The organism is Vibrio sp. Y29_XK_CS5 (assembly GCF_024181835.1).
Lineage (GTDB): Bacteria > Pseudomonadota > Gammaproteobacteria > Enterobacterales > Vibrionaceae > Vibrio > Vibrio harveyi.
Window position 1 is genome coordinate 119762 of the sequence record NZ_JAMZAM010000002.1, and the last position, 21185, is coordinate 140946.

The 21185-nt window shown below is 46.2% G+C and carries 13 protein-coding genes; 11 read left to right on the top strand and 2 right to left on the bottom strand.

Annotated features, from left to right (window positions below):
• The first annotated feature begins 6 nt into the window (after positions 1 to 6).
• Together NL647_RS10830 and NL647_RS10835 are read left to right on the top strand one after the other, a co-directional pair.
• Positions 7 to 3954 carry an enterobactin synthase subunit F gene (locus NL647_RS10830; RefSeq protein WP_253650135.1) on the top strand — a complete coding sequence of 1316 codons (3948 nt, stop codon included), beginning with the start codon at positions 7 to 9 and terminating at the stop codon, positions 3952 to 3954.
• Positions 3947 to 4888, top strand: coding sequence for a hypothetical protein (locus NL647_RS10835; RefSeq protein WP_222325754.1), 942 nt, complete (start codon positions 3947 to 3949; stop codon positions 4886 to 4888). Before NL647_RS10830 ends, NL647_RS10835 begins: the two co-directional genes overlap by 8 nt.
• Positions 4889 to 4903: 15 nt before the next feature.
• On the opposite strand, the gene NL647_RS10840 is transcribed toward NL647_RS10835, so the two are convergent.
• Complete coding sequence (locus NL647_RS10840; protein WP_367618294.1) at positions 4904 to 5782, bottom strand: 4'-phosphopantetheinyl transferase superfamily protein; 879 nt, start codon at positions 5780 to 5782, stop codon at positions 4904 to 4906.
• Between NL647_RS10840 and NL647_RS10845 the strand changes: the two genes are divergently transcribed.
• Positions 5751 to 7712, top strand: coding sequence for a TonB-dependent receptor (locus tag NL647_RS10845; RefSeq protein ID WP_253650137.1), 1962 nt, complete (start codon positions 5751 to 5753; stop codon positions 7710 to 7712). The two genes, NL647_RS10840 and NL647_RS10845, sit on opposite strands and share 32 nt — an antisense overlap.
• A gap of 62 nt (positions 7713 to 7774) precedes the next feature.
• Here the strand turns inward: NL647_RS10845 and NL647_RS10850 are convergent, their stop codons facing one another.
• The gene (locus NL647_RS10850; RefSeq protein ID WP_020480884.1) at positions 7775 to 9097 is read right to left on the bottom strand and encodes a hemolysin family protein; all 1323 of its coding nucleotides are present in this window, start codon (positions 9095 to 9097) and stop codon (positions 7775 to 7777) included.
• Between the two features lie 197 nt (positions 9098 to 9294).
• Here NL647_RS10850 and NL647_RS10855 point away from each other — a divergent pair, with 197 nt between their 5' ends.
• From NL647_RS10855 to NL647_RS10890, 8 genes are all read left to right on the top strand, one after another.
• Positions 9295 to 10530: a DEAD/DEAH box helicase gene (locus tag NL647_RS10855; RefSeq protein WP_253650138.1), complete on the top strand. Its 1236-nt coding sequence runs from the start codon at positions 9295 to 9297 to the stop codon at positions 10528 to 10530.
• 338 nt (positions 10531 to 10868) lie between these two features.
• Positions 10869 to 11531: a TrkA family potassium uptake protein gene (locus NL647_RS10860; RefSeq protein WP_253650139.1), complete on the top strand. Its 663-nt coding sequence runs from the start codon at positions 10869 to 10871 to the stop codon at positions 11529 to 11531.
• Entirely contained in the window at positions 11528 to 12895 is a 1368-nt protein-coding gene (locus tag NL647_RS10865) for a TrkH family potassium uptake protein (RefSeq protein WP_005446560.1), read from the top strand. The genes NL647_RS10860 and NL647_RS10865 overlap by 4 nt, the downstream gene beginning before the upstream one ends.
• A 231-nt stretch (positions 12896 to 13126) precedes the next feature.
• Positions 13127 to 16120 (top strand): M6 family metalloprotease domain-containing protein, encoded by a 2994-nt coding sequence (locus NL647_RS10870; RefSeq protein ID WP_253650140.1) that lies wholly within the window; start codon positions 13127 to 13129, stop codon positions 16118 to 16120.
• 216 nt (positions 16121 to 16336) lie between these two features.
• Complete coding sequence (locus NL647_RS10875) at positions 16337 to 17806, top strand: protein adenylyltransferase SelO (RefSeq protein WP_253650141.1); 1470 nt, start codon at positions 16337 to 16339, stop codon at positions 17804 to 17806.
• A 214-nt stretch (positions 17807 to 18020) separates the two neighbouring features.
• Positions 18021 to 19016 (top strand): TRAP transporter substrate-binding protein, encoded by a 996-nt coding sequence (locus tag NL647_RS10880; protein WP_253650142.1) that lies wholly within the window; start codon positions 18021 to 18023, stop codon positions 19014 to 19016.
• 120 nt (positions 19017 to 19136) lie between these two features.
• Positions 19137 to 19808 (top strand): TRAP transporter small permease, encoded by a 672-nt coding sequence (locus tag NL647_RS10885; RefSeq protein WP_253650143.1) that lies wholly within the window; start codon positions 19137 to 19139, stop codon positions 19806 to 19808.
• A 3-nt stretch (positions 19809 to 19811) separates the two neighbouring features.
• Positions 19812 to 21173: a TRAP transporter large permease gene (locus NL647_RS10890; protein WP_253650144.1), complete on the top strand. Its 1362-nt coding sequence runs from the start codon at positions 19812 to 19814 to the stop codon at positions 21171 to 21173.
• Positions 21174 to 21185: the final 12 nt, after the last annotated feature.

The following is a 21185-nucleotide window of genomic DNA, read 5'->3' on the forward strand; positions in this document are numbered from 1 at the left end:
ATGAACATGTACGATTTACCTTATACGGCAGAGCAGTTGTTGCCGCTTACGGATGCCCAAGCTGGGATTTGGTTTGCTCAGTTACGTGACCCTAAAAACCCAATTTATAAGACTGGCGAATACCTGGTTATTGAAGGCGAGGTGGATGAGCCTTGTTTTGTTGAAGCAGTCAAAACGGCAATTGATGAAGTCGACTCGTTGCACGCTAAGTTTGTTACCACCACCGAAGGACCGCGAATGGTGATAGATAGACAAACCTGGCAAGTTGAACGTATCGACTTTTCGCAACACGTTAAACCGCTTGATGCCGCTGTGACTTGGATGAAAGATCAGTTAAAGCAACCTGTCGATTTGGAACAAGGTCCTTTATTCATCATGGCATTGCTTAAGCTCTCCGATGATCAATACGTTTGGTTCCTTTCACTGCATCACATTGCGATAGACGGTTACAGCATGTCGCTGGTCGCGGGGCGGGTGGCGCATGTTTATGGTCAGTTGGTTAAAGGAGAGCACTTTGAGAAGCTTGAATTTGCAGACCAACAGGCTCTTTTGAAAGAAGATGACGACTATAAAGCTTCTGAGAAATACCAAAAAGATCGCGCATTTTATTTACAGCGTTATGCCGACCATTCTGACACTGTAAACCTTGCGGGTAAGCCGACAGTGACTTCAGACCATTTCCTTCGCCTAAAAGGTGCAATGGCAGCCTCTGACTTTCAGAGAATGGAGTCGTTAGCTAAACAGTGCAGAACACACTGGTATAGCGTACTTATCGCATCTATCGCGGCTTATGTACACCGTATGACACGCTCCAATGAAGTGGTGATTGGTGTGCCTCTGATGGGGCGTTTGGGCTCGGTAGCCATTCAAACTCCGGCGATGCGCGTCAGTATTCTTCCTGTACGAGTCAGTTTTGAATCAGGACTGGATATCAAAACGTTGGTGAAGCAAGTTAACCAAGAATTTGCATCGGTTCGCCGTCATCAAAGCTATCGCTATGAAGAGCTTCATCGCGAGCTAAATTTGGTAAAAGATCATCGTAATCTATTTGGTCCATTGGTGAATATTATGCCGTTTGAGTACGAGCATAAATTCGGTGACCTCACTTCAAAAGCACACAATTTATCAGCCGGACCGGTCGATGACATTTCTTTCTATTGCTATGAATTAGCTGGGCAATTACACATCGATATGGATGCGAATCCAGAGCTGTATTCAGAGAAAGAGATTCATGAGCATCAACAACGCTTGTTCCATTTTATGAGTGACTTTTTTACAAGCGCAGAAGCTCAAGATCCTTCTCATTGCCAAGTGAGTGATGTCAGTATTTTACTGGCTGGTGAGCGAGAGAAGGTTGTCGAGACATGGAACGATACCGCTCACGAAGTACCGGAAACGACGCTGTCCGCCATCATGGCTCGCCAACGTATTTTGACACCACACGCTCTGGCTTTGATCTTTGAAGGTCAGACGTTGAGTTACGAGCAACTGGCTCGCAAAGTGTATTCACTCACCAACTGGTTAACAGCGCAAGGCGTTGAGCTTGGTGACCGCATTGCTGTGTGTGTCCCAAGAAGCGAAGAGCTGATTGTAGTACAGCAAGCCATTTTAGCGGCTGGCGCGGTTTATGTGCCTGTGGATCCTGACTACCCCGAGGGGCGTATCCACTACATGCTCGAATCTTCTTCACCGAAATTTGTTTTCTCAACCAAGACGCTTCAAGACAAACTGCCGCAAGAGGTGGATGTAAAGCTAGTGGATGATGAGACGCTGCCTACGATATATAAAGTGGTAGAACCGTTGCCTCCTCAAGTTAAGCCAGAACCTCATTCACCAGCTTATATGATTTATACCTCGGGCTCGACCGGGAAACCAAAAGGCGTCGTCGTTACGCATGATGCGATTGTCAATCGACTCTTGTGGATGCACGACCAATATCCAATTGATGCGAAAGACCGGGTATTACAAAAAACGCCAGCAGGGTTCGATGTTTCAGTATGGGAGTTCTTCTGGCCAATGATGGTCGGATCGTGCCTTGTTATTGCGAAACCAGACGGACACAAAGACCCAATATACCTACAAGATTTGATTCATAAAGAGCAGATCACCACCTTGCATTTTGTGCCTTCAATGCTGCAAATTTTCGTACAACAAGCAGATGCCAGATTGTGCCAAAGTCTACGCCAAGTCTTTTGTAGCGGGGAGGCGTTGCCAATGGAGCTAGTCAATCACTATTACCAAGAGTTTGATGCACCATTGCATAATTTGTACGGTCCGACAGAAGCTGCGGTGGACGTAACTTACTGGCCAAGTGAGGCGAATACGCAAGGGAATTCGATTCCTATAGGTCGTCCTGTATGGAACACGCAAATCTATATTCTTGATGACGAACTTAATCCTGTACCTCCTGGTGTGGTGGGTAACTTATACATTGCAGGTCGACAGTTGGCGATGGGCTACTATGGTCAGCCAGAACTGACTCAAGAGCGCTTTATCGACAATCCCTTTGGTCCACAAGGTAGCCGAATGTACTTGTCTGGTGATTTAGCGCGCTGGCGCGAAGATGGTGCGATTGAATACTGTGGGCGAAGCGATTTTCAGGTCAAGATTCGTGGTTTCCGAATCGAGTTAGAAGAGATTGAAAATGCCTTAGCAAACCACCCAAGTGTTGCGCAAGTTGCCGTGTTAGCTCAGGAATATACTGAGAATGATAAACGCCTTGTTGCTTATGTGTCGGCAGAGGATCTTGAGCAGGGAATTGATACTAACGCACTACAAAAGTACCTTGCTGAGCCATTACCGGAATACATGGTGCCAAGCTATTTTGTTGAGCTTGAAAGCTTCCCTTTAACACCGAATGGTAAATTGGATCGTGATGCGTTACCCAAGCCAGATTTGTCTGCTCAAGTGAGCACAAAAGGACCAAGTAACCTTGTTGAAGAGCGTTTATGCAAACTATTTTGCCGCTTACTTGATTTACCGGCGGTTGGCGTGGATGACAACTTCTTTGAATTAGGCGGACACTCGTTGCTTGCTGCTCAGTTGATTGCTCATGTGAAAGAGATCATGGGAATTGAGCTATCGCTTGCGGCGGTGTTTGAGTCTCCGACGGTTTCCGGTATTGCCGCCAAGTTAAATGGCAGTGAAAGCGATGAAGCGCTCAATATCTTACTGCCTCTGCGAAAACGAGAGGGCAAGCCAGCTATTTTCTGTGTCCATCCTGCTGGTGGCTTGAGTTGGTGCTATGCGGCTTTGACTCCGATTATTCCATCCAATGTGCCTCTTTACGGCGTACAAGCGAAAAACCTCGGTGACCCTTCTTCTCCGCTGCCTAAATCAATGACCGAAATGGCTGAGGATTACGTGGCGGCGATTCGAGAAGAACAACCCTTTGGTCCATATCACCTACTAGGCTGGTCTATTGGCGGCATGATTGCGCATTTAATGGCGGGTATCTTACAGCAGCAAGGTCAAGAAGTTGGCTTAGTCACCTTGTTGGACTCTTACCCAACGGAGCAATGGCAAAGTATGCACCCGCCTGGCGAAGAGAAAGCGCTTGGCGCCTTAATTCGTATGGCTGGGGTAGAGTTTGATGAATCGTTGCATTCTAGCCTAACGCGACCTGAAGTGATCGACATCTTACAAGATGCAGGATCATCAATGGCGCACCTGAGTGCTGAAACCATTACGGCAATGGTGGAAGTGGTCATTAACAACAACCATCGCGTACGCGATAGCGTCAATTATCAGTATCAAGGTGATGTGTTGTTTTTCAATGCGGAGAAGCCACCAGAAGAGGCATTTCTTGATCGCAATGGATGGTTCAAATACATGGATGGCGAGCTCAAAGTGATCGATGTCGCGTGTGTTCATCGTGAAATGATGCGCCCAGATATGCTGCGTTTGATTGGTTCACATATGGTTGAAGAACTGAGAGAGAGATTTGATGTTTGATACCTCAACCAAAGCAAAAACTAAGGATTTGTTGGAGGGGGTGGTTTCCCCTCTGGCTTTTCTCAAAAGCAAACTTAACGCTGGCAGTGTAGTTGCCATCGGTGAAGCTCATTGGTTTAGCGAACTGTTCGAGAAGATAACGGAAGCCTTACTTGCACCTGAATTGGATGGCTCGTTTTCCCATTTGTTCATTGAATTTGGGAATGCCAAGCATCAAGCATTACTCAATAACTACTTATCGGGAGAGACGGTTACCCAAGCTGAATTAGCGGCGGTGTGGTTGGACTCAGTCGCATTTCCCGCTTGGTTGCATCCTTGTTACGGTGCTTTCTTTGAGCGAGTTCGTGCTGTAAATAGCACGCGTAAGGTGCCGATCAAGATAGTGTTGACCGAACCATCGTTCAGCTGGGAAGACATCCAACATTCGAAAGAGTTAGCAAAGCTCAGTGCACAACGTGATCAAGCTTTGGCAGAAGGAGTAGAAAAACAAACGTCGAAATGTGGGCTTGGTGTGGTGGTGTTAGTTGGCGCGAGACACATTCTAAAGTGCTCGCCAACGCTGGGCTTTATGGCAAAACACAGCACCTTCGGTGAGCTAGCGAAACACAAGTTTGGTGAGCAGTATGTATCAGTTTGGCCACACATCTTATCTAGCGAACTGAATGCCCCTGAACATGGCATTTACCCGACGGATCAGCCTTTACTAAAACAGCGCTCGTTTCTTGAACTGATCCCGAAAAAGCCTCCCGTGAATCCATATGCTTTTACCTGCTTAGATGAATTGGTTGATGCTTATTGGTACTTGGGTCCGCAGACAAGGCAACTCGATACAGTAGGTATTTCAATCCCACAAATGTGGAAGTGGCGTTTAGAGCAGCGCTTACCGCTGGTTAATGAACGACAGCAAATGGTGATCAAAAAGGTCATCGAATAGAAATGAATGACGACTTCATGAGGAGAAATAGCACAGTGAGAAAATAAACTGCTTGTTGAAGCAGTAGTAGCCATGAAATGGAAGGTCGGGCAATTTGGCGGTTAAAGAGGTTTGGTTATTTCCAATCAGTTCGAAGCGAAATTGTCCTGAGTTTCTACTCTCAGGCAGCAGCGTGATTTGTGCTTCTAGAAAATCGAAATACACCTGAACAAAGGGGAAGCAGCATTTAAACAAGCTCTCTTTGATGCTGAATATCAGAGCATCAGGTAGGTGGCTAGACGATTTGATTAAGTTCTGTTCGTCACCTGTGTAGATGCTTGTAAAAAGGTGTGAGGCGAGGGGGACATTGCGTTCTACGTCGATCCCTAAGCTTGCGATGTCACTTTTTAATGCACAACCCGCGAGGCAAATACCATCAGTGTGACTGATGCTGCCACTGATTGGCTGAGGGAATAAAGGCTCTCTGGATTTTCCCGTCAAAATGAGCGGGGAGTTCCCGTTATCTTGGCTCAAGGAGAGCATTTGTATGGCGGCACGAGCCGCGTTGCGTCCTGCTCTGAATTCTCGCTGGCGTTTAGCTATCGACTTATGAATTTGTTGCTCTTCCTCGGGAAAGCCCAATTTGGAATACATCTCCGGTGTGGCTTTTACGATGTGAACCCTTGGACTGACACTTTCTAATTGAAGACAGAAAGGGTCGAGAATGTTACCCAACTCGGTGCTTTTCAATGTGTTGCAGTTCAAAAATATAGCCCAGCTCAAATCTAAATGTAAATACGAGTAGTAATGATTGTCATTTATACATTCGTTTATTAGAGTTTGCGAGCTCAATTTATTTATAAAATAGATATAAGGATATGCAGTGAATAGTTTAGTTAAAAAGCCCGCATTTATGCCGACAGTGCTTGCCGGTGCACTTTTGACGGCACTCAGTGGTCATGCAGTTGCTAACGATAAAGATGATGTTGTGGAAATGGAACGCATGGTCGTGACAGCGTCTTTAACACAGCATTCAGAGTTGACTGCACCGGCATCAGTGTCGGTGATTACCGCTGACGATCTCGCTAAGATGCCGGTAAAAGACATTTCAGAAGCGGTGCGTAGTGCTACCGGGGTGAGTGTGTTGAGTCGTACAGCTTACGGTCGTAACACCATTCGTATTCGTGGTCTGGATTCTAAGCACACCTTGGTTTTGATTAACGGTCGTCGTATTAACTCTCAAGATGCTTTGATTCGTGGTAACGATTTTGACTTATCAAGCATCCCACTGACTGCGGTTCAGAGAATTGAAGTGGTTCGCGGTCCGGTTTCTTCCCTGTATGGGTCTGAAGCGATGGGTGGTGTGGTCAACGTTATCTTGAAGTCGCCAACCAAAGAGACATCAGGTTCTGTTGGTTTGGAATACGAAAGCATTCTTGAAGGCGACGGTGGTGATGGTGTTAAAGGTCATGCTTACGCTAGTGGTGAACTCGCACAAAACCTTGAAGGCAGCATCATTGTTGAAAGCTCTTCAAGAGATCCGTGGCGTACCGATACTAACCCGACCTTTGATGCATTAGAAAAGAAAGACACCACCAATGTATTTGGTGAGATGGCTTGGCAGCTTACTGATGAACAGCGTTTGATCGCCGATGTGATTTACACCAACGATGAGCGTGAAGCGGATTGGGTCCATCCTCGTTCGGGTGCGCAAACAAATTCTCAAGACTCAACGCGTTGGAACTACGGACTGACGCATGAAGGTGCATGGGAGTCTGTGGATACACAAGTACGTTTGTATGGCGAAAATATGAAGCTTGATGATGCAAGTACGGCATACACCAATGGCGCTGCTGATGTTGAGCTACAAAACAACACGCTTGATTTTAAAGTTTCTGGTTTGTGGCGTGACTCACATGAGTGGGTGTTTGGTGGCGAATACCGTACTTCTGAATTGGAAAACAGCCGAGATGTACCATCAGGCGACATCGATAACTATCAAGGCGCGGTTTTTGTTCAGGGTGAGTTCGATCTCGATAAATTGGCGCTGACACTTGGTGGTCGTCAAGACTTCCATGAAGTGTATGGTAGTCACTTCAGTCCAAGAGCATATGCAGTTTATAGCTTCACCGATGAATTTGTGTTCAAAGGTGGTGCGGGTGGTGGTTTCCGCGCGCCGGGTATGATGGAAAGCAGCGATCAAGTACGTGTAATCAGTTGTGGTAACCGTTGTTGGTTAACGGGTAACGACGATCTAAAACCTGAAGAATCAGAAAGCTACGAAGCCGGTTTTGCTTATGAGTCCACGTCTATGGGTGTTGGCTTGATGTACTACTACACGGACTTTAAGAACAAGATTGAACGCGACCTAACCAAGCCAGTTGGTGCGGTTGGTAAAATGCCTATCTTCACTTACCAAAACATCGGTAAAGCAGAGATCAAAGGTATCGAGCTTGAAGGTTGGTATGACATTACTGACAGCATCAACCTAAAGGGTAACTACACCTACACGGACGCGAAAGACAAGAGCACGGATGATACGCTCATGAAGACGCCAGAGCATCTTGCAAATCTTGATTTGAACTGGGAAGTGTTTGACGCATTCACTACGTTTGCGCGAGTAAACTACGTTGGTGAACAGGTGATCACAAACCTAAGCCGTGAGAACAAAACAGTAGATGGCTACACGCTTGTCGGTCTTGGTGTTGCTTATGACTTCCAACAGCTCAATCTTAAAGCTGGCTTGAACAACATCTTTGATGTCGAGCTTGATGATGAAGACGACTACTACGGTTATTCAGAGAAAGGTCGCAGTGCATACGTAAGTGCAACTTACCTATTCTAAAGCGAATACTGGTTTGATCTAACAAGCAGCCTCCTAGCCGGAAGCTGCTTTTTTATTCCGCTTTAATCGCTTTTCATTTCACAGAGCGACTCGGTGACTTTGACTTGGACAATGCGATTATTCTTCACGTGTAGTATCTCAAATTGCCATTGTTGATATTCGACGGTTTCTCCTTGAGTCGGCACGCGCCCAATTAACCACGTCAGAAAACCATTCAATGTTTGGAATCCTTCTATTTCTTCGCCTTCAATATGGTTCAACGTTAGTTTGTACTTCAACTCGTTAAGTGGGATCAGCGCATCCATGATCCAACTGCCATCTTTCTGTTTCTTTGCCCAGAGTTGCTGTGGTGCCATGCCCAATTCACCAGCGATGGATTTAAGCAGATCGTAGTGAGTTACTAGTCCTTGCACATCGCCATATTCGTCGACGATAAACACCATCTCGGTACTGGTTTGTTGCATGTAATTGAGCAGTGGTAGACCTTTCATTGATTCGGGTACGAAGCGCGACCGTTTCAACAGCTTGGCTAAGCGAGAAATGGATAGCTCATCGTATTCATCTAATAACGCCTTAGAGGAAACGGTGCCGATAATGTTATCTAACCCTCCTTTGCAGACGGGCCAAACAGAATGCTGAGTTTGACGTAGATTCCTCAAAATCGCATCGAGAGGTAAATCTAAATCGAGATAATGGATATCGCATCTCGGTGTCATGAGTGAAAGTGCTAGTCGGTCATTAAGGTGGAGCAAGTTACGGATCATCAATTGTTCTTGAGGCTCAATAGCACCACATTCGGAACCTTCGCTAACGACAGCAAAGATGTCCTCTTCTGTGACGATTTCGCCTGCGTTGTTTTGGCGTAGAAGCTTAAGCAGTGTGTCGGTCGAAACGGTCAGTAGCATGACAAATGGCGTGGTCAGTTTTGCTAGCCAGTGGATTGGGTAGGCAACGATGACAGCGATGCGTTCGGCATTGTTTTGTGCAAAACGCTTTGGCACGAGCTCACCAATCACGATGGCGAAGTAAGTGATCATGACCACCACAATTGCCGTTGCAAGGATATTTGCTATCTCACGCTCTAAACCTTGTGCGACGAGCCAATGCCCGAATGGAACTGAGAGGGTTGCTTCACCAAAAATACCGCTGAGGATGCCAATGACGGTGATGCCGATTTGTATAGTAGAGAGAAATTGAGTGGGGTTATTCTTAAGCTCTAAAGCAAGACGAGCGGAAGAGCTGTGTTCGGCTGACTTTTTCAGTCGACCGCTTTTGGCAGTCACTAATGCAATCTCAGACATGGCGAACACACCATTGAGCGCGATTAATCCAACCAGTAATAAAATGTCCATGAAGTTTTCCAGTGATGCACACCCTAGCAGCATAACGAGGTTCAAATACAAGAAACGTGAAGTGGCGAATAAATCATCACGCTGTAACAATTGAATGACTTATTAAAAGGATAGAATTTCTTTGTCGCCACGAGTAGATTTCAGTAAGCCTCTGCTGGAGACAGATAGATTCTGTTACTTAGTTCGGATTCTGATACACTACGCGCCCATTTCTTCGTTGAGACGTTTGTATGCCATTTTCTAAGCTTGGTTTAAGTGCTTCTATCACAGATGCTGTGAAGGCGCTGGGTTACGAAAAACCGACTTCTATCCAACAAAAAGCCATTCCTATTGTTCTGCGTGGTAGTAACCTAATTGCCGCAGCACAAACGGGGACAGGTAAAACTGCCAGCTTTGTATTACCAATCTTAGAAAAACTGAGCCACGGCGAAACGCAACGTAAAAAGCGTGCACGTGCGATCATCCTAACGCCAACGCGCGAATTGGCTCTTCAGGTTCATCAGAGCATTGAAGCGTATGGCAAAAATCTACCATTGCGTTCTATGGCGATGTTCGGTGGTGTGGATTACGCACCGCAAAAACAAGCGTTGATTGAAGGCGTAGACATTGTCGTAAGCACTCCAGGTCGTTTGATTGATCTATACGGTCAGCGTGCTATTCACTTTGATGAAGTGGAAATGCTGGTCCTAGATGAAGCTGACAAAATGTTGGATATGGGCTTTATTGATTCGATTGATAAGATCATCGATTGCATGCCGGAAGATATTCAAAGCTTGCTGTTCTCCGCGACCTTATCTAACCCAGTTCGTGATTTGGCAAAGAATGCAATTGTTGACCCTGAAGAAATCACCATTGCAAAACACAGCGCGTCTAAGTCAAACATTAAGCAATGGATCACCACCGTTGATAAAGACATGAAATCCTCACTACTGAGCCACATGTTGAATGAGAACGACTGGTCGCAAGTGTTGGTGTTCATCGAGACAAAACATGGCGCAGCGAAACTGGTTACTCAATTAGAGAAGCGTGGCATTGTGGCTGAAGCTTTCCACAGTGGTCGTAACCAACGTGTTCGCCAAGAACTGATTGAGAAGTTCAAAGCCGGTGAAATCCAATACTTAGTAGCAACGGGTGTGGCGGCACGTGGTATCGATATTGATAACTTGCCTGTCGTGATTAACTACGATCTACCTTACCCAGCCGATGAATATGTACACCGCATTGGTCGTACTGGTCGTGCTGGTGCAGAGGGCGAGGCGATTTCACTGGTATCGAAAGACGATTTCAAAAACCTGTGCATGATCGAAAGCCGCCTTGGTCATTTGCTAGAGCGTGTAGAAATTGAAGGTTTTGCACCGAGAAAACCTGTGCCAATTTCGATTCTGAACTATGTTCCGAAGAACAAGCGTAAGCTGCAAGATCAGCGTCCACGTCGCGAAAATGGTGATAAACGTAACGCTAAATAACGTTTGATAGCTCTTTTCTACATGATAAGCCGCACCTCGATGCGGCTTATTTTTTACTTTTTTCTTTTCTCTCTGGCTTTTTGTTCAACGTGGTCTCAGTTTTCTTTCTTTATTTGATAGCGAAAACCATGCACAGATGAAGTGTGAAGCATGTAGTTATTCTTTTGATTTAATTGCTAATAATTAGGAAAACTCGTTCAATGTGTCTTACGCTTTGGTTAGATCTTGCGCGAAGGTTTGAGTTAGGGTTTTGTCAATTTTTTGTCGTCATGTTTGCAGATGGTGAGGAATAGGCGCAGACTTTCGCGCCTGCTATTCAACGCATAAATGAGGCACGAATGAAAACTGGTGATAAGCAATTTGCTGTAATTGGTCTAGGTCGTTTCGGCTTGGCCGTTTGTAAAGAACTGCAGGATTCAGGTTCACAAGTTTTGGCGGTAGACATTAACGAAGACCGAGTGAAAGAAGCGGCGGGATTTGTTAGCCAAGCCATCGTAGCGAACTGTACTCATGAAGAGACAGTCGCAGAACTCAAGCTTGATGATTATGACATGGTCATGATTGCTATCGGTGCAGACGTCAATGCCAGCATCCTCGCAACACTTATCGCAAAAGAAGCGGGTGTGAAATCGGTTTGGGTAAAAGCGAATGATCGCTTCCAAGCACGTGTTCTACAAAAAATCGGTGCAGACTACGTCATCATGCCAGAGCGTGATATGGGTATTCGTGTGGCGCGTAAGATGCTGGACAAACGTGTGTTGGAGTTTCATCCACTAGGCAGTGGATTAGCTATGACAGAGTTTGTGATTGGCTCTCGTTGGATGGGCAAAACACTTGGCGATTTAGCCTTATGTAAGGTGGAAGGTGTACAAGTGCTTGGCTTTAAACGCGGTCCAGAAATCACCAAAGCACCGGATCTCAATTCAACGCTGGAGATCGGCGATCTCATCATTGTTGTGGGACCCCAAGACAAACTTGCGAGCAAGTTGAAATCACTATGAAGCAATTTCATCAGAGAGGCGTGTTTTACGCCCCAGATGGCAAACGAGATAAAGCGAAAGGTGGCGAACCGCGCATTATATTGCTGAGCTTTCTCGGTGTGTTATTGCCTTCTGCTGTTTTGCTGACCCTGCCGGTTTTTTCTGTAACCGGGCTTTCTATCACTGACGCTTTGTTCACCGCGACTTCGGCTATCAGTGTAACGGGGCTTGGTGTCGTAGATACCGGGCAGCACTTTACCTTGGCGGGTAAAGTGCTATTGATGTTCTTAATGCAAATTGGTGGGCTAGGGCAGATGACGCTGTCTGCGGTGCTGCTGTATATGTTTGGTGTTCGTTTGAGTTTGCGTCAACAAGCACTTGCGAAAGATGCGTTAGGGCAAGATCGCCAAGTCAACTTACGTAAATTGGTCAAGAAAATCGTTGTCTTTGCTCTGATTGCTGAGACCATTGGATTTATCTTCCTATCTTTCCGCTGGGTGCCAGAAATGGGCTGGCAAACAGGCATGTTTTATGCGCTGTTTCATTCTATTTCAGCATTCAATAACGCAGGATTTGCGTTGTTCTCCGATAGTATGATGAGCTTTGTTAACGACCCGGTGGTGATTTTCACCCTAGCGGGTTTGTTTATCTTCGGTGGCTTGGGCTTCACCGTGATCGGTGATTTATGGCTGCATTGGCGTAAAGGCTTTCACTTTTTGCATCTGCACACCAAAATCATGTTGATCGCGACACCTGCATTGCTTGGTGTCGGTACTATTTTGTTTTGGCTACTGGAAAGACATAACCCAAATACCATGGCGTCTTTGCCTGTTGCGGGGCAATGGTTAGCGGCTTTCTTCCAATCGGCAAGTGCACGTACCGCTGGGTTTAACAGCGTAGATTTGGCTCAGTTTACCCAACCTGCTTTGTTAGTGATGATCGTACTGATGTTGATTGGTGCGGGCTCAACCTCTACAGGTGGTGGTATTAAAGTGTCGACTTTTGCAGTGGCATTTATGGCAACATGGGCGTTCTTGCGCCAGAAAAAGCATGTTGTGATCTTTAAACGCACGGTGAATTGGCAAACCGTAACCAAGTCATTAGCGATTATCGTGGTAAGTGGCGCTATCCTCACCACTGCGATGTTTTTGTTGATGATTACTGAGAAAGCCGCGTTTGATAAGGTAATGTTTGAAACCATTTCTGCCTTTGCGACGGTAGGTTTGACGGCTGGATTGACAGCAGAACTGTCGGAACCAGGTAAGTACATCATGATCGTTGTGATGATCATCGGTCGTATTGGTCCATTGACACTAGCCTACATGCTGGCGCGACCAGAACCGACATTAATTAAATACCCAGAAGATAACGTTTTAACAGGTTAATTGCATTTTAATCTTTTAATATTAATAGCTTACGCGAGAGTTTTGATTATTCGGCTCTCGCGTTTTTTATAAAATTAGTGAGCGAATGCAAATAATTTCGATCTACTCCTGTCACAGCATTTCATTCCTTCTCGATTTCTGTACTATTTCATAGCTCCACTATATATAACTTGTTGTAATCATTTGCATATGAGATGCATGGCTTACACATCGAACTCATGGAGCCGTAGTTTGAAGTTAAAGACTCTCGCACTCACCATGTTGACCGCGCTGATTTCTGGTCACAGCATGGCAACCACACCCCCGTCTCCTATTTGGCAACCCGTGACTCTCAGTGATGGGACGGTCAGTGAAATTCTGGTTCGCGGTACCGCTAGTTTCTACTGGCATGAAGATAAGCAAGGAAATGCGTTAATCAAAGACGGCGATACTTGGTTTTTTGCTGAAATCAAGCGAGAAGCGGATCAGCCGCTACTTGTCTCGACTGGAGTAGAAAAAACACAATCTGCAATCGCTCCACAAGTATCGAAAAACCGCCCTGATGTACTATTAAAACCTTCTCTTTCTTCTTTGAGAACACTAGAACCCCAAACTCGTGCAAACTTGATGCGCCAAGCTCAGCAAGGATACCGAGCAATGAGTTCATCGAGTGTGGTTCAACAGCCTTTGCTGGTGGTTGAGGTGTCGTTTAATAACCAGACTATGGTTAACGATTTTCAACAGTTGGTGTTTGGCGAAAATCGTCAAAGCGTGGTGGATTATTATGACAAGAACTCACATGGGAAGTATCGCGTCGTACCAGCGAAGGAAAGCTATGGCACTGCGGATGATGGCGTTATTAGTGTCACGGTGAACCAAAACCATCCTAACTGTAGCACCAAAACCAGCGGTGATGCTTGTAATACCAAGCTTAAGGCGGTTTTTTCTGAGGCGTACCAAAAGCTAGACCAATACATCAACTTAGCTCAATACGACACCGACAGCAGCGGTCGTGTCGAACCAACAGAGCTCTCGGTTATGTTTGTTTTTGCTGGTGGGGACTTGGCGGCAAACCAGCTAGATCGTCCTTCTATATGGCCGCACAAATACTCACATGATACGGTGTCAATCGACGGAACTACCATCAGAGACTACTGTGTGTTTGCTGACTTTCAGCAGACGCATCAATCCACATTGGGGGTGATCGTCCATGAACTTGGTCACCTGATGCTTGGGTTACCGGATTTGTACTCTTACAACAGCGATGCATCTATTGGTCAGTGGGGCGTGATGGGTGGTGGTTCTTGGGCGAAGAAAGAAGGCGACCGTTATGCTGGAGATACACCGGTCAACATGAGTGCTTGGAGTAAGCATGCTGCGGGCTTTGTACTGCCGGACATTGCGCAATCCAGCGATGAATCTGCTTCGGTTGAAAATGGGCAAGTGAAGCTCGTTTATCTTGATCCTTATCTTAAAGAGTTCGGTCCTCGTATCTACCTTGAGAATAGACGGTTTGAAGGGTACGACCGAGCATTGGTATCAGAAGGGGTGTTGGCAACGTCGGTGAATATCTTAAATCGATTCAACGATGTCGGTGATATGCAGGTGCAGATCATGCAAGCTGACGGACGCAAACAATTGGAAGCCGGTTTTCCTAGCGACGATCGAGATCTTTATCCAAATGGTGGCACGAGCATTTCTGACGATTCCAACCCTAGTTTGACCGGCATAGCAGGCTTCAACACGGGCGTTCGTATCTCAAATATCTCAAGTGAATCAAACTCGGCAACGTTTTCACTAACCATGCCAAGTGAGCCAAACAAGTCGGCGTGGCAAAACTCGTTTCATCGAGGATATGTTTACCCAAGCTCTGATGACGCTTTGGCTGTCTCTTTGGATCTTAAAGTGGCTTCAGAATTGGATGGCTTGCAACTTTATGTGACACCTAATGACAATGCTGGGGTGATGAACTACAAGGTATGGCGTTTCCCACATCCTGGATTTGAATCGTTCAGTTTGCAGTTCGATCAAAATGAGGCGCAGCTTCTGCAAGCAGGCTCACTTCGTAGCAGCACTCGTATTCTGTTTGAACAACCAAGTCGCATAACGGCAGGTAAGCATTTGCTTGTGGTTGAAATTGAGAACGGGCGTTTTGAATCTAACTATAACTTTAGAAGCACCTTAGCGACGGAACAAGAAGCAGTGCCAACGATTTGGGCAGGAGATCGTGAACGTATTTACTCTTCAGGTTTAATGCGTCAAAACTTCTCTTACATTCCTTTTGGCGCGCTGTTTGATATTGATTCAAGCAATATCGTAGAGGCTAAAACGGACACGGTGACGACGGACAAAAATGTGCCTGTAACGCTTGCGCTTATGTCGAATGACTTTATTGCCCCTGGCTATCAATTCAATGTGGAATACACTCAACAACCTACGCATGGCACATTGAGCGGCACCCAATACACACCTAAAGAAAACTTCGTGGGTAATGACAGTTTCCAATATCGTCTTGTTTCTTCAAATGGTGCGCTGAAATCGCTGCCAGTGACGGTGCAAGTGCGTGTGAATGGTCAAAATGAGGCGCCAACAGCCAATGCCGAAGTTGATTCCAGTAGCATGACAGCGAACGGGCAAGGCAGCTTGTCAGCTTCTTCAAGCTCTGACCCTGATGGTGATGCGCTTAACTATAGATGGCAGCAAACGACGGGTACTAAAGCCATTATTTCAGATGCGAATAGTGTGAACGCGAAGTTTACTGTGGCGCAAGGAACGAAGGCGGGCGAGACGCTTACCTTCCAAGTGACGGTCACGGACCCTAGCGGTTTGTCTGCAACCGCGACGGTTAGTGTTGATGTTGAGAACACGCCGCCGGTTACTAATCAAGATAGCGCCAGTGTTGAGTCTGGAAAGAGCATTATGATCAACGTGCTCGCCAATGATTCAGATTTCAATGAAGATCGCTTAGTGTTGCAGAGCGTGAGTAATCCATCCGGCGTGGGAACGGCAAGTGTGGTGGATGGAAAGATCCAATACCAAGCACCTCAAGATCAAGTGACGAATGTTCAACTGGAATACACCGTGTCGGATGGGAATGGTGGCTTGGCGACTGGCTCAGTGAATGTGTCAGTGGTGGCTTCGGTAAGCAGCTTAAGTTTTGACAATTCGGATAGTGGCGGTGGTGCTTTGTCTTACTGGGCACTATTGTTATTGGGGCTGTTTGGCTGGCGTCGTCGCGAGCAATAAGCGTCTCTTGTTCATTCATTAAAGCCACTCAGCCGAGTGGCTTTTTTATTTCTTTAGTTGTCTCGTCCCGTAGTACAGTGACGCGTTGTGAAGTCATCTCATGTTGGTCTGTCGTTATCGGTATTTCGTAAATACCCATGAATAATTCGTGGCTGAAGAGAAACCTGTTCAGCGCTTATACTCACGTTTAGGAAGTCGTTTTATTAAGGAACTACTATGTCCATCTGGGAAGGTGTTAATTTCACCCATCGCTTCAGTGACCTGCCATCTGCGTTTTTCACTTATGTCACGCCACAGCCTTTAGATAACACACGTTGGGTTGTTTGGAACGGAGAATTAGCGAAGCAATTTGGCTTACCAGAAAGCGCGAATGAAGAGTTGTTGAATGTGTTTGCAGGGCAAAACGAATTTGCATCATTTGCTCCTTTGGCAATGAAGTACGCAGGGCATCAATTTGGCGTGTACAACCCGGATTTAGGTGACGGTCGCGGGTTGTTACTGGCTGAGATGCAACACCAAAATGGCACTTGGTTTGATATTCACCTCAAAGGAGCAGGGCTCACGCCGTACTCACGGATGGGGGATGGTCGGGCAGTATTGCGCTCTACGATCCGCGAATATCTGTGCAGTGAAGCCATGGCCGGGTTAGGCATTCCTACGACCAGAGCGCTTGGCATGATGGACAGCGATACGCCGGTTTACCGTGAGAAGATGGAATATGGCGCGCTACTGATTCGAATCGCTGAAACGCACATTCGCTTCGGTCACTTTGAGCATTTTTTCTACACCAACCAACTTAGTGAGCAAAAGTACCTCGCTGATAAAGTCATCGAGTGGTATTTCCCAGATTGTTTAGAAGTGGAGAAACCATATGCTGCCATGTTCGAGACCATCGTGGAGAAAACCTCAGTGATGATTGCGTACTGGCAAGCCTATGGTTTTGCCCACGGTGTGATGAATACCGACAACATGTCGATACTCGGGCAAACTTTTGATTATGGACCGTTTGGCTTCCTCGACGACTACGATCCTAATTACATCTGCAACCATTCGGACTACCAAGGGCGGTATGCCTTTGAACAGCAACCACGTATCGCTCTTTGGAACCTTTCGGCTTTAGCACATTCTTTGTCAGCGCTTGTGCAACGGGAAGATCTGGAGGCAGCACTAGGAAAGTTTGAAATGCGCCTTAGCCAGAAGTTCAGTGAATTGATGCGCGCCAAGCTCGGTCTTTTGGCTAAAATAGAAGAAGACGGACGCTTGTTCGAAGCCATGTTTGAGCTGTTAAACCAAAACAAAACGGACTACACGCGATTCTTCCGTGAGTTGTCTAACTTAGACGTTAACTCGTCCCAAGCTGTGATTGATTTGTTTATTGATCGAGAAGCTGCAAGTGCATGGGTAGACTTATATCTTGCCCGCTGTGAGTTGGAAGTGGACGAGCGCGGTGAGTGCGTATCAGCAGAAACTCGCTGTGAAAAGATGCGTCGAGCGAATCCAAAATACATCTTGCGTAACTACCTAGCTCAACTTGCCATTGATAAGGCAGAGGAAGGAGACTTCAGTGAAGTAAGCCGTCTGGCTGAATTGCTCAAGCGTCCTTATGACGAGCAGCCAGAGTTGGATGACTACGCCAAACTGCCTCCAGAATGGGGGAAAAAGATGGAAATTAGCTGCTCTTCTTAAATGTGTCATTCTCCACCCATCACGCAGATTAGCATGGGTGGATTTAACCCCTTTTTGCACTGGCTAACTTTTGAATTTAATTTAACTTACTGATTTTAAGTTGATAATTGAGTTGGTCTACAACTTGCTCCTTGTTGAACATCTGTACCCATCACCCTCTGCCCGTTTGGTATTCATGGAAAGGATGGGATGTGATTCAACAAGGAGAATAATAATGTTCAAGCCTCTAACCCTTTTGTCTGTATCTGCTCTAGCCATCACCAGCTTTAATGCTGCTGCAAACTGTGACCCTGGTGAAACCGTGATCAAGTTCAGTCACGTAACGAACACAGATAAACACCCTAAAGGCATTGCTGCCTCGCTACTGGAAAAGCGTGTAAATGAAGAGATGAACGGCAAAGTTTGCATGCAGGTCTTCCCTAACTCGACGCTTTACGACGACAACAAGGTGCTTGAAGCTCTGCTTAATGGTGATGTTCAACTCGCTGCCCCTTCTCTTTCTAAGTTTGAGAAATTCACCAAGAAGTACCGCATCTTCGACCTTCCTTTCCTTTTTGAGGATGTGGCGGCTGTCGACCGTTTCCAAAACTCGGAATCCGGTGAAAAGCTGAAAAATGCAATGAAGCGTCGTGGCTTGCAAGGTCTGGCATTTTGGCATAACGGTATGAAGCAAATGTCTGCTAACAAGCCATTGATGTTGCCTAGCGATGCAGAAGGTTTGAAGTTCCGTGTACAAGCTTCCGACGTATTGGTGGCTCAGTTCGAACAGCTTGGTGCAAACCCTCAAAAAATGTCATTTAAAGAAGTGTATGGCGGTCTTCAAACCAAAGTTATCGATGGTCAGGAAAACACATGGTCGAACATTTACGGTAAGAAGTTCTTCGAAGTACAAGATGGCATTACTGAAACCAACCACGGCATCCTAGATTACTTAGTTGTGACATCGAACGATTTCTGGAAAAAGTTACCAGACGATCAGCGCGAACAGCTTAATACCATTATTCAAGAAGTGACGGCTCAGCGTAATGCCGAGTCAACCAAGGTGAACCTTGCGAATAAGAACAACATCATTGAAGCCGGTGGTGTGGTTCGTACTTTAACGCCTGAGCAGCGTCAAGAGTGGGTGACGGCACTGCAACCTGTGTGGAAGAAATTTGAGAAAGACATTGGTTCAGATTTTATCGATGCCGCTCTTGCTTCCAACCAATAATCAAACAGCCCAAGTTCTTTGGGCTCATAAGTAAAAAGCACTAAGCACTACGATTGGTCCTCGCGTACTCCAATATGGAGGAGGGGGACCCTTTTATCCCAATAATGACGTGATGTAATTATGGAACAGACTTTTTTTTCCAAGGCAGGACGAGTCACCGATGCGATTGAAGAAACGCTGATCGCGTTCTTTCTTGGTGCAATGACGTTGCTGACTTTTGCCAATGTTATTTTCCGCTATGTCTTTAACGACAACATCCTTTGGGCACTTGAGTTGACGGTATTCATGTTCGCATGGATGGTTCTGGTCGGTGCCTCTTACGGTGTGAAGAAGCACTTTCATATCGGTGTTGATGTCATCATTAACATGGTCCCTGAAGGCAAACGTAAGATCCTCGCACTGCTTGCTGCTGTGTGTTGTTTGGCATTTTCCATTCTACTGTTAATCGGCTCTTGGAATTACTGGTATCCGTTTGTCACTGAGCGTGCATGGTATGAAACCGACGATATTCCTATGCCTGAGATGTTTCAGTTTCTAGCGGACTGGCTCAACGAAGGGGAACGCTATGAGAAGCTTCCTCGTTTTATTCCTTACTTTGCTTTACCTCTTGGTATGGTACTTCTGACTTTTCGTTTTGTACAAATCACATGGCAGATCGCGACGGGTAAGTTAGACCGTTTGATTGCAGGTCATGAAGCAGAAGAAGAGTTGGAAGCACTTAAAGAAGAACTGAGCGAAGCCGCTGATGCGATTCCAAACGGCTCTTCGTCATCAGATCGCAAGGAGCAATAAATCATGGATATTCTGTTGTTATTCTTGATGGTCATTGGCTTCATGTTGATTGGTGTGCCAATTGCTGTCTCACTGGGTCTGTCCAGTATTCTTTTCTTATTGATGCACTCAGATGCTTCTCTTGCATCGGTAGCACAAACCTTATTTAACGCGTTTGCTGGCCACTACACCTTGTTAGCGATACCTTTCTTTATTTTGGCCTCTAGCTTTATGTCTACGGGTGGCGTTGCCAAGCGCATTATCCGCTTCGCGATTGCCATTGTAGGTTGGTTCCGCGGTGGGTTAGCGATGGCATCAGTTGTGGCTTGCATGATGTTTGCTGCACTTTCTGGCTCGTCCCCTGCGACGGTGGTTGCGATCGGTAGTATCGTTATCGCTGGTATGATCAAAAACGGTTACTCCAAAGAGTTTGCTGCAGGCGTGATCTGTAATGCGGGTACGCTGGGTATTTTGATTCCTCCTTCGATTGTGATGGTGGTGTACGCCGCTGCAACTGATGTGTCGGTTGGACGTATGTTTCTCGGTGGTGTGATTCCAGGCTTACTTGCAGGAGTGATGTTGATGATCGCCATTTACATTGCCGCACGGATCAAGAACTTACCCAAACAGCCTTTCGTGGGTTGGAAAGAAACCTTTAATGCCGCCAAAGATGCGAGCTGGGGTCTGTTGTTGGTGGTGATCATTTTGGGGGGTATCTACGGCGGTATCTTTACCCCAACAGAAGCGGCGGCAGTGGCGGCGGTGTATTCCTTCTTCATTGCCAACTTCGTTTACAAAGACATGGGTCCCTTTGCTGATAAGCAAAATAGTAAACCAGCCTTAGTTAAAGTGTTTCAGACTTTCGTTCATAAAGACACCAAACACACCTTGTATGAAGCAGGCAAGCTGACCATCATGTTACTGTTTATCATTGCCAACGCTTTGATTCTTAAGCATGTGCTGACAGAAGAACGCATACCGCAAATGATCACTGAATCTATGCTGTCGGCGGGGCTAGGTCCTATTACTTTCTTGATTGTCGTGAACGTGCTGCTGTTGATTGGTGGTCAGTTTATGGAACCTTCTGGCTTGTTGATCATTGTGGCACCGCTAGTGTTCCCAATAGCGATCGCTCTGGGCATCGATCCGATTCACCTTGGCATCATGATGGTCGTTAACATGGAAATTGGCATGATTACGCCACCTGTTGGACTTAACTTGTTTGTGACTGCTGGGGTCGCCAAAATGTCGATGATGAATGTGGTTAAAGCGGCGCTACCGTGGGTGGCGGTGATGTTCTTATTCCTCATTATCGTGACGTACGTTCCTTGGGTGTCAACTTGGTTGCCAACGACGCTGATGGGACCGGAAATCATTACTAAGTAGCGGCGAGCAAGT

Coding starts and splice junctions, on each gene's coding strand:
- NL647_RS10835 (WP_222325754.1), top strand. CDS start 3,947: ATGTTTGATACCTCAACCAAAGCAAAAACTAAGGATTTGTTGGAGGGG.
- NL647_RS10830 (WP_253650135.1), top strand. CDS start 7: ATGTACGATTTACCTTATACGGCAGAGCAGTTGTTGCCGCTTACGGAT.
- NL647_RS10880 (WP_253650142.1), top strand. CDS start 18,021: ATGTTCAAGCCTCTAACCCTTTTGTCTGTATCTGCTCTAGCCATCACC.
- NL647_RS10850 (WP_020480884.1), bottom strand. CDS start 9,097: ATGCTGCTAGGGTGTGCATCACTGGAAAACTTCATGGACATTTTATTA.
- NL647_RS10865 (WP_005446560.1), top strand. CDS start 11,528: ATGAAGCAATTTCATCAGAGAGGCGTGTTTTACGCCCCAGATGGCAAA.
- NL647_RS10885 (WP_253650143.1), top strand. CDS start 19,137: ATGGAACAGACTTTTTTTTCCAAGGCAGGACGAGTCACCGATGCGATT.
- NL647_RS10875 (WP_253650141.1), top strand. CDS start 16,337: ATGTCCATCTGGGAAGGTGTTAATTTCACCCATCGCTTCAGTGACCTG.
- NL647_RS10890 (WP_253650144.1), top strand. CDS start 19,812: ATGGATATTCTGTTGTTATTCTTGATGGTCATTGGCTTCATGTTGATT.
- NL647_RS10860 (WP_253650139.1), top strand. CDS start 10,869: ATGAAAACTGGTGATAAGCAATTTGCTGTAATTGGTCTAGGTCGTTTC.
- NL647_RS10855 (WP_253650138.1), top strand. CDS start 9,295: ATGCCATTTTCTAAGCTTGGTTTAAGTGCTTCTATCACAGATGCTGTG.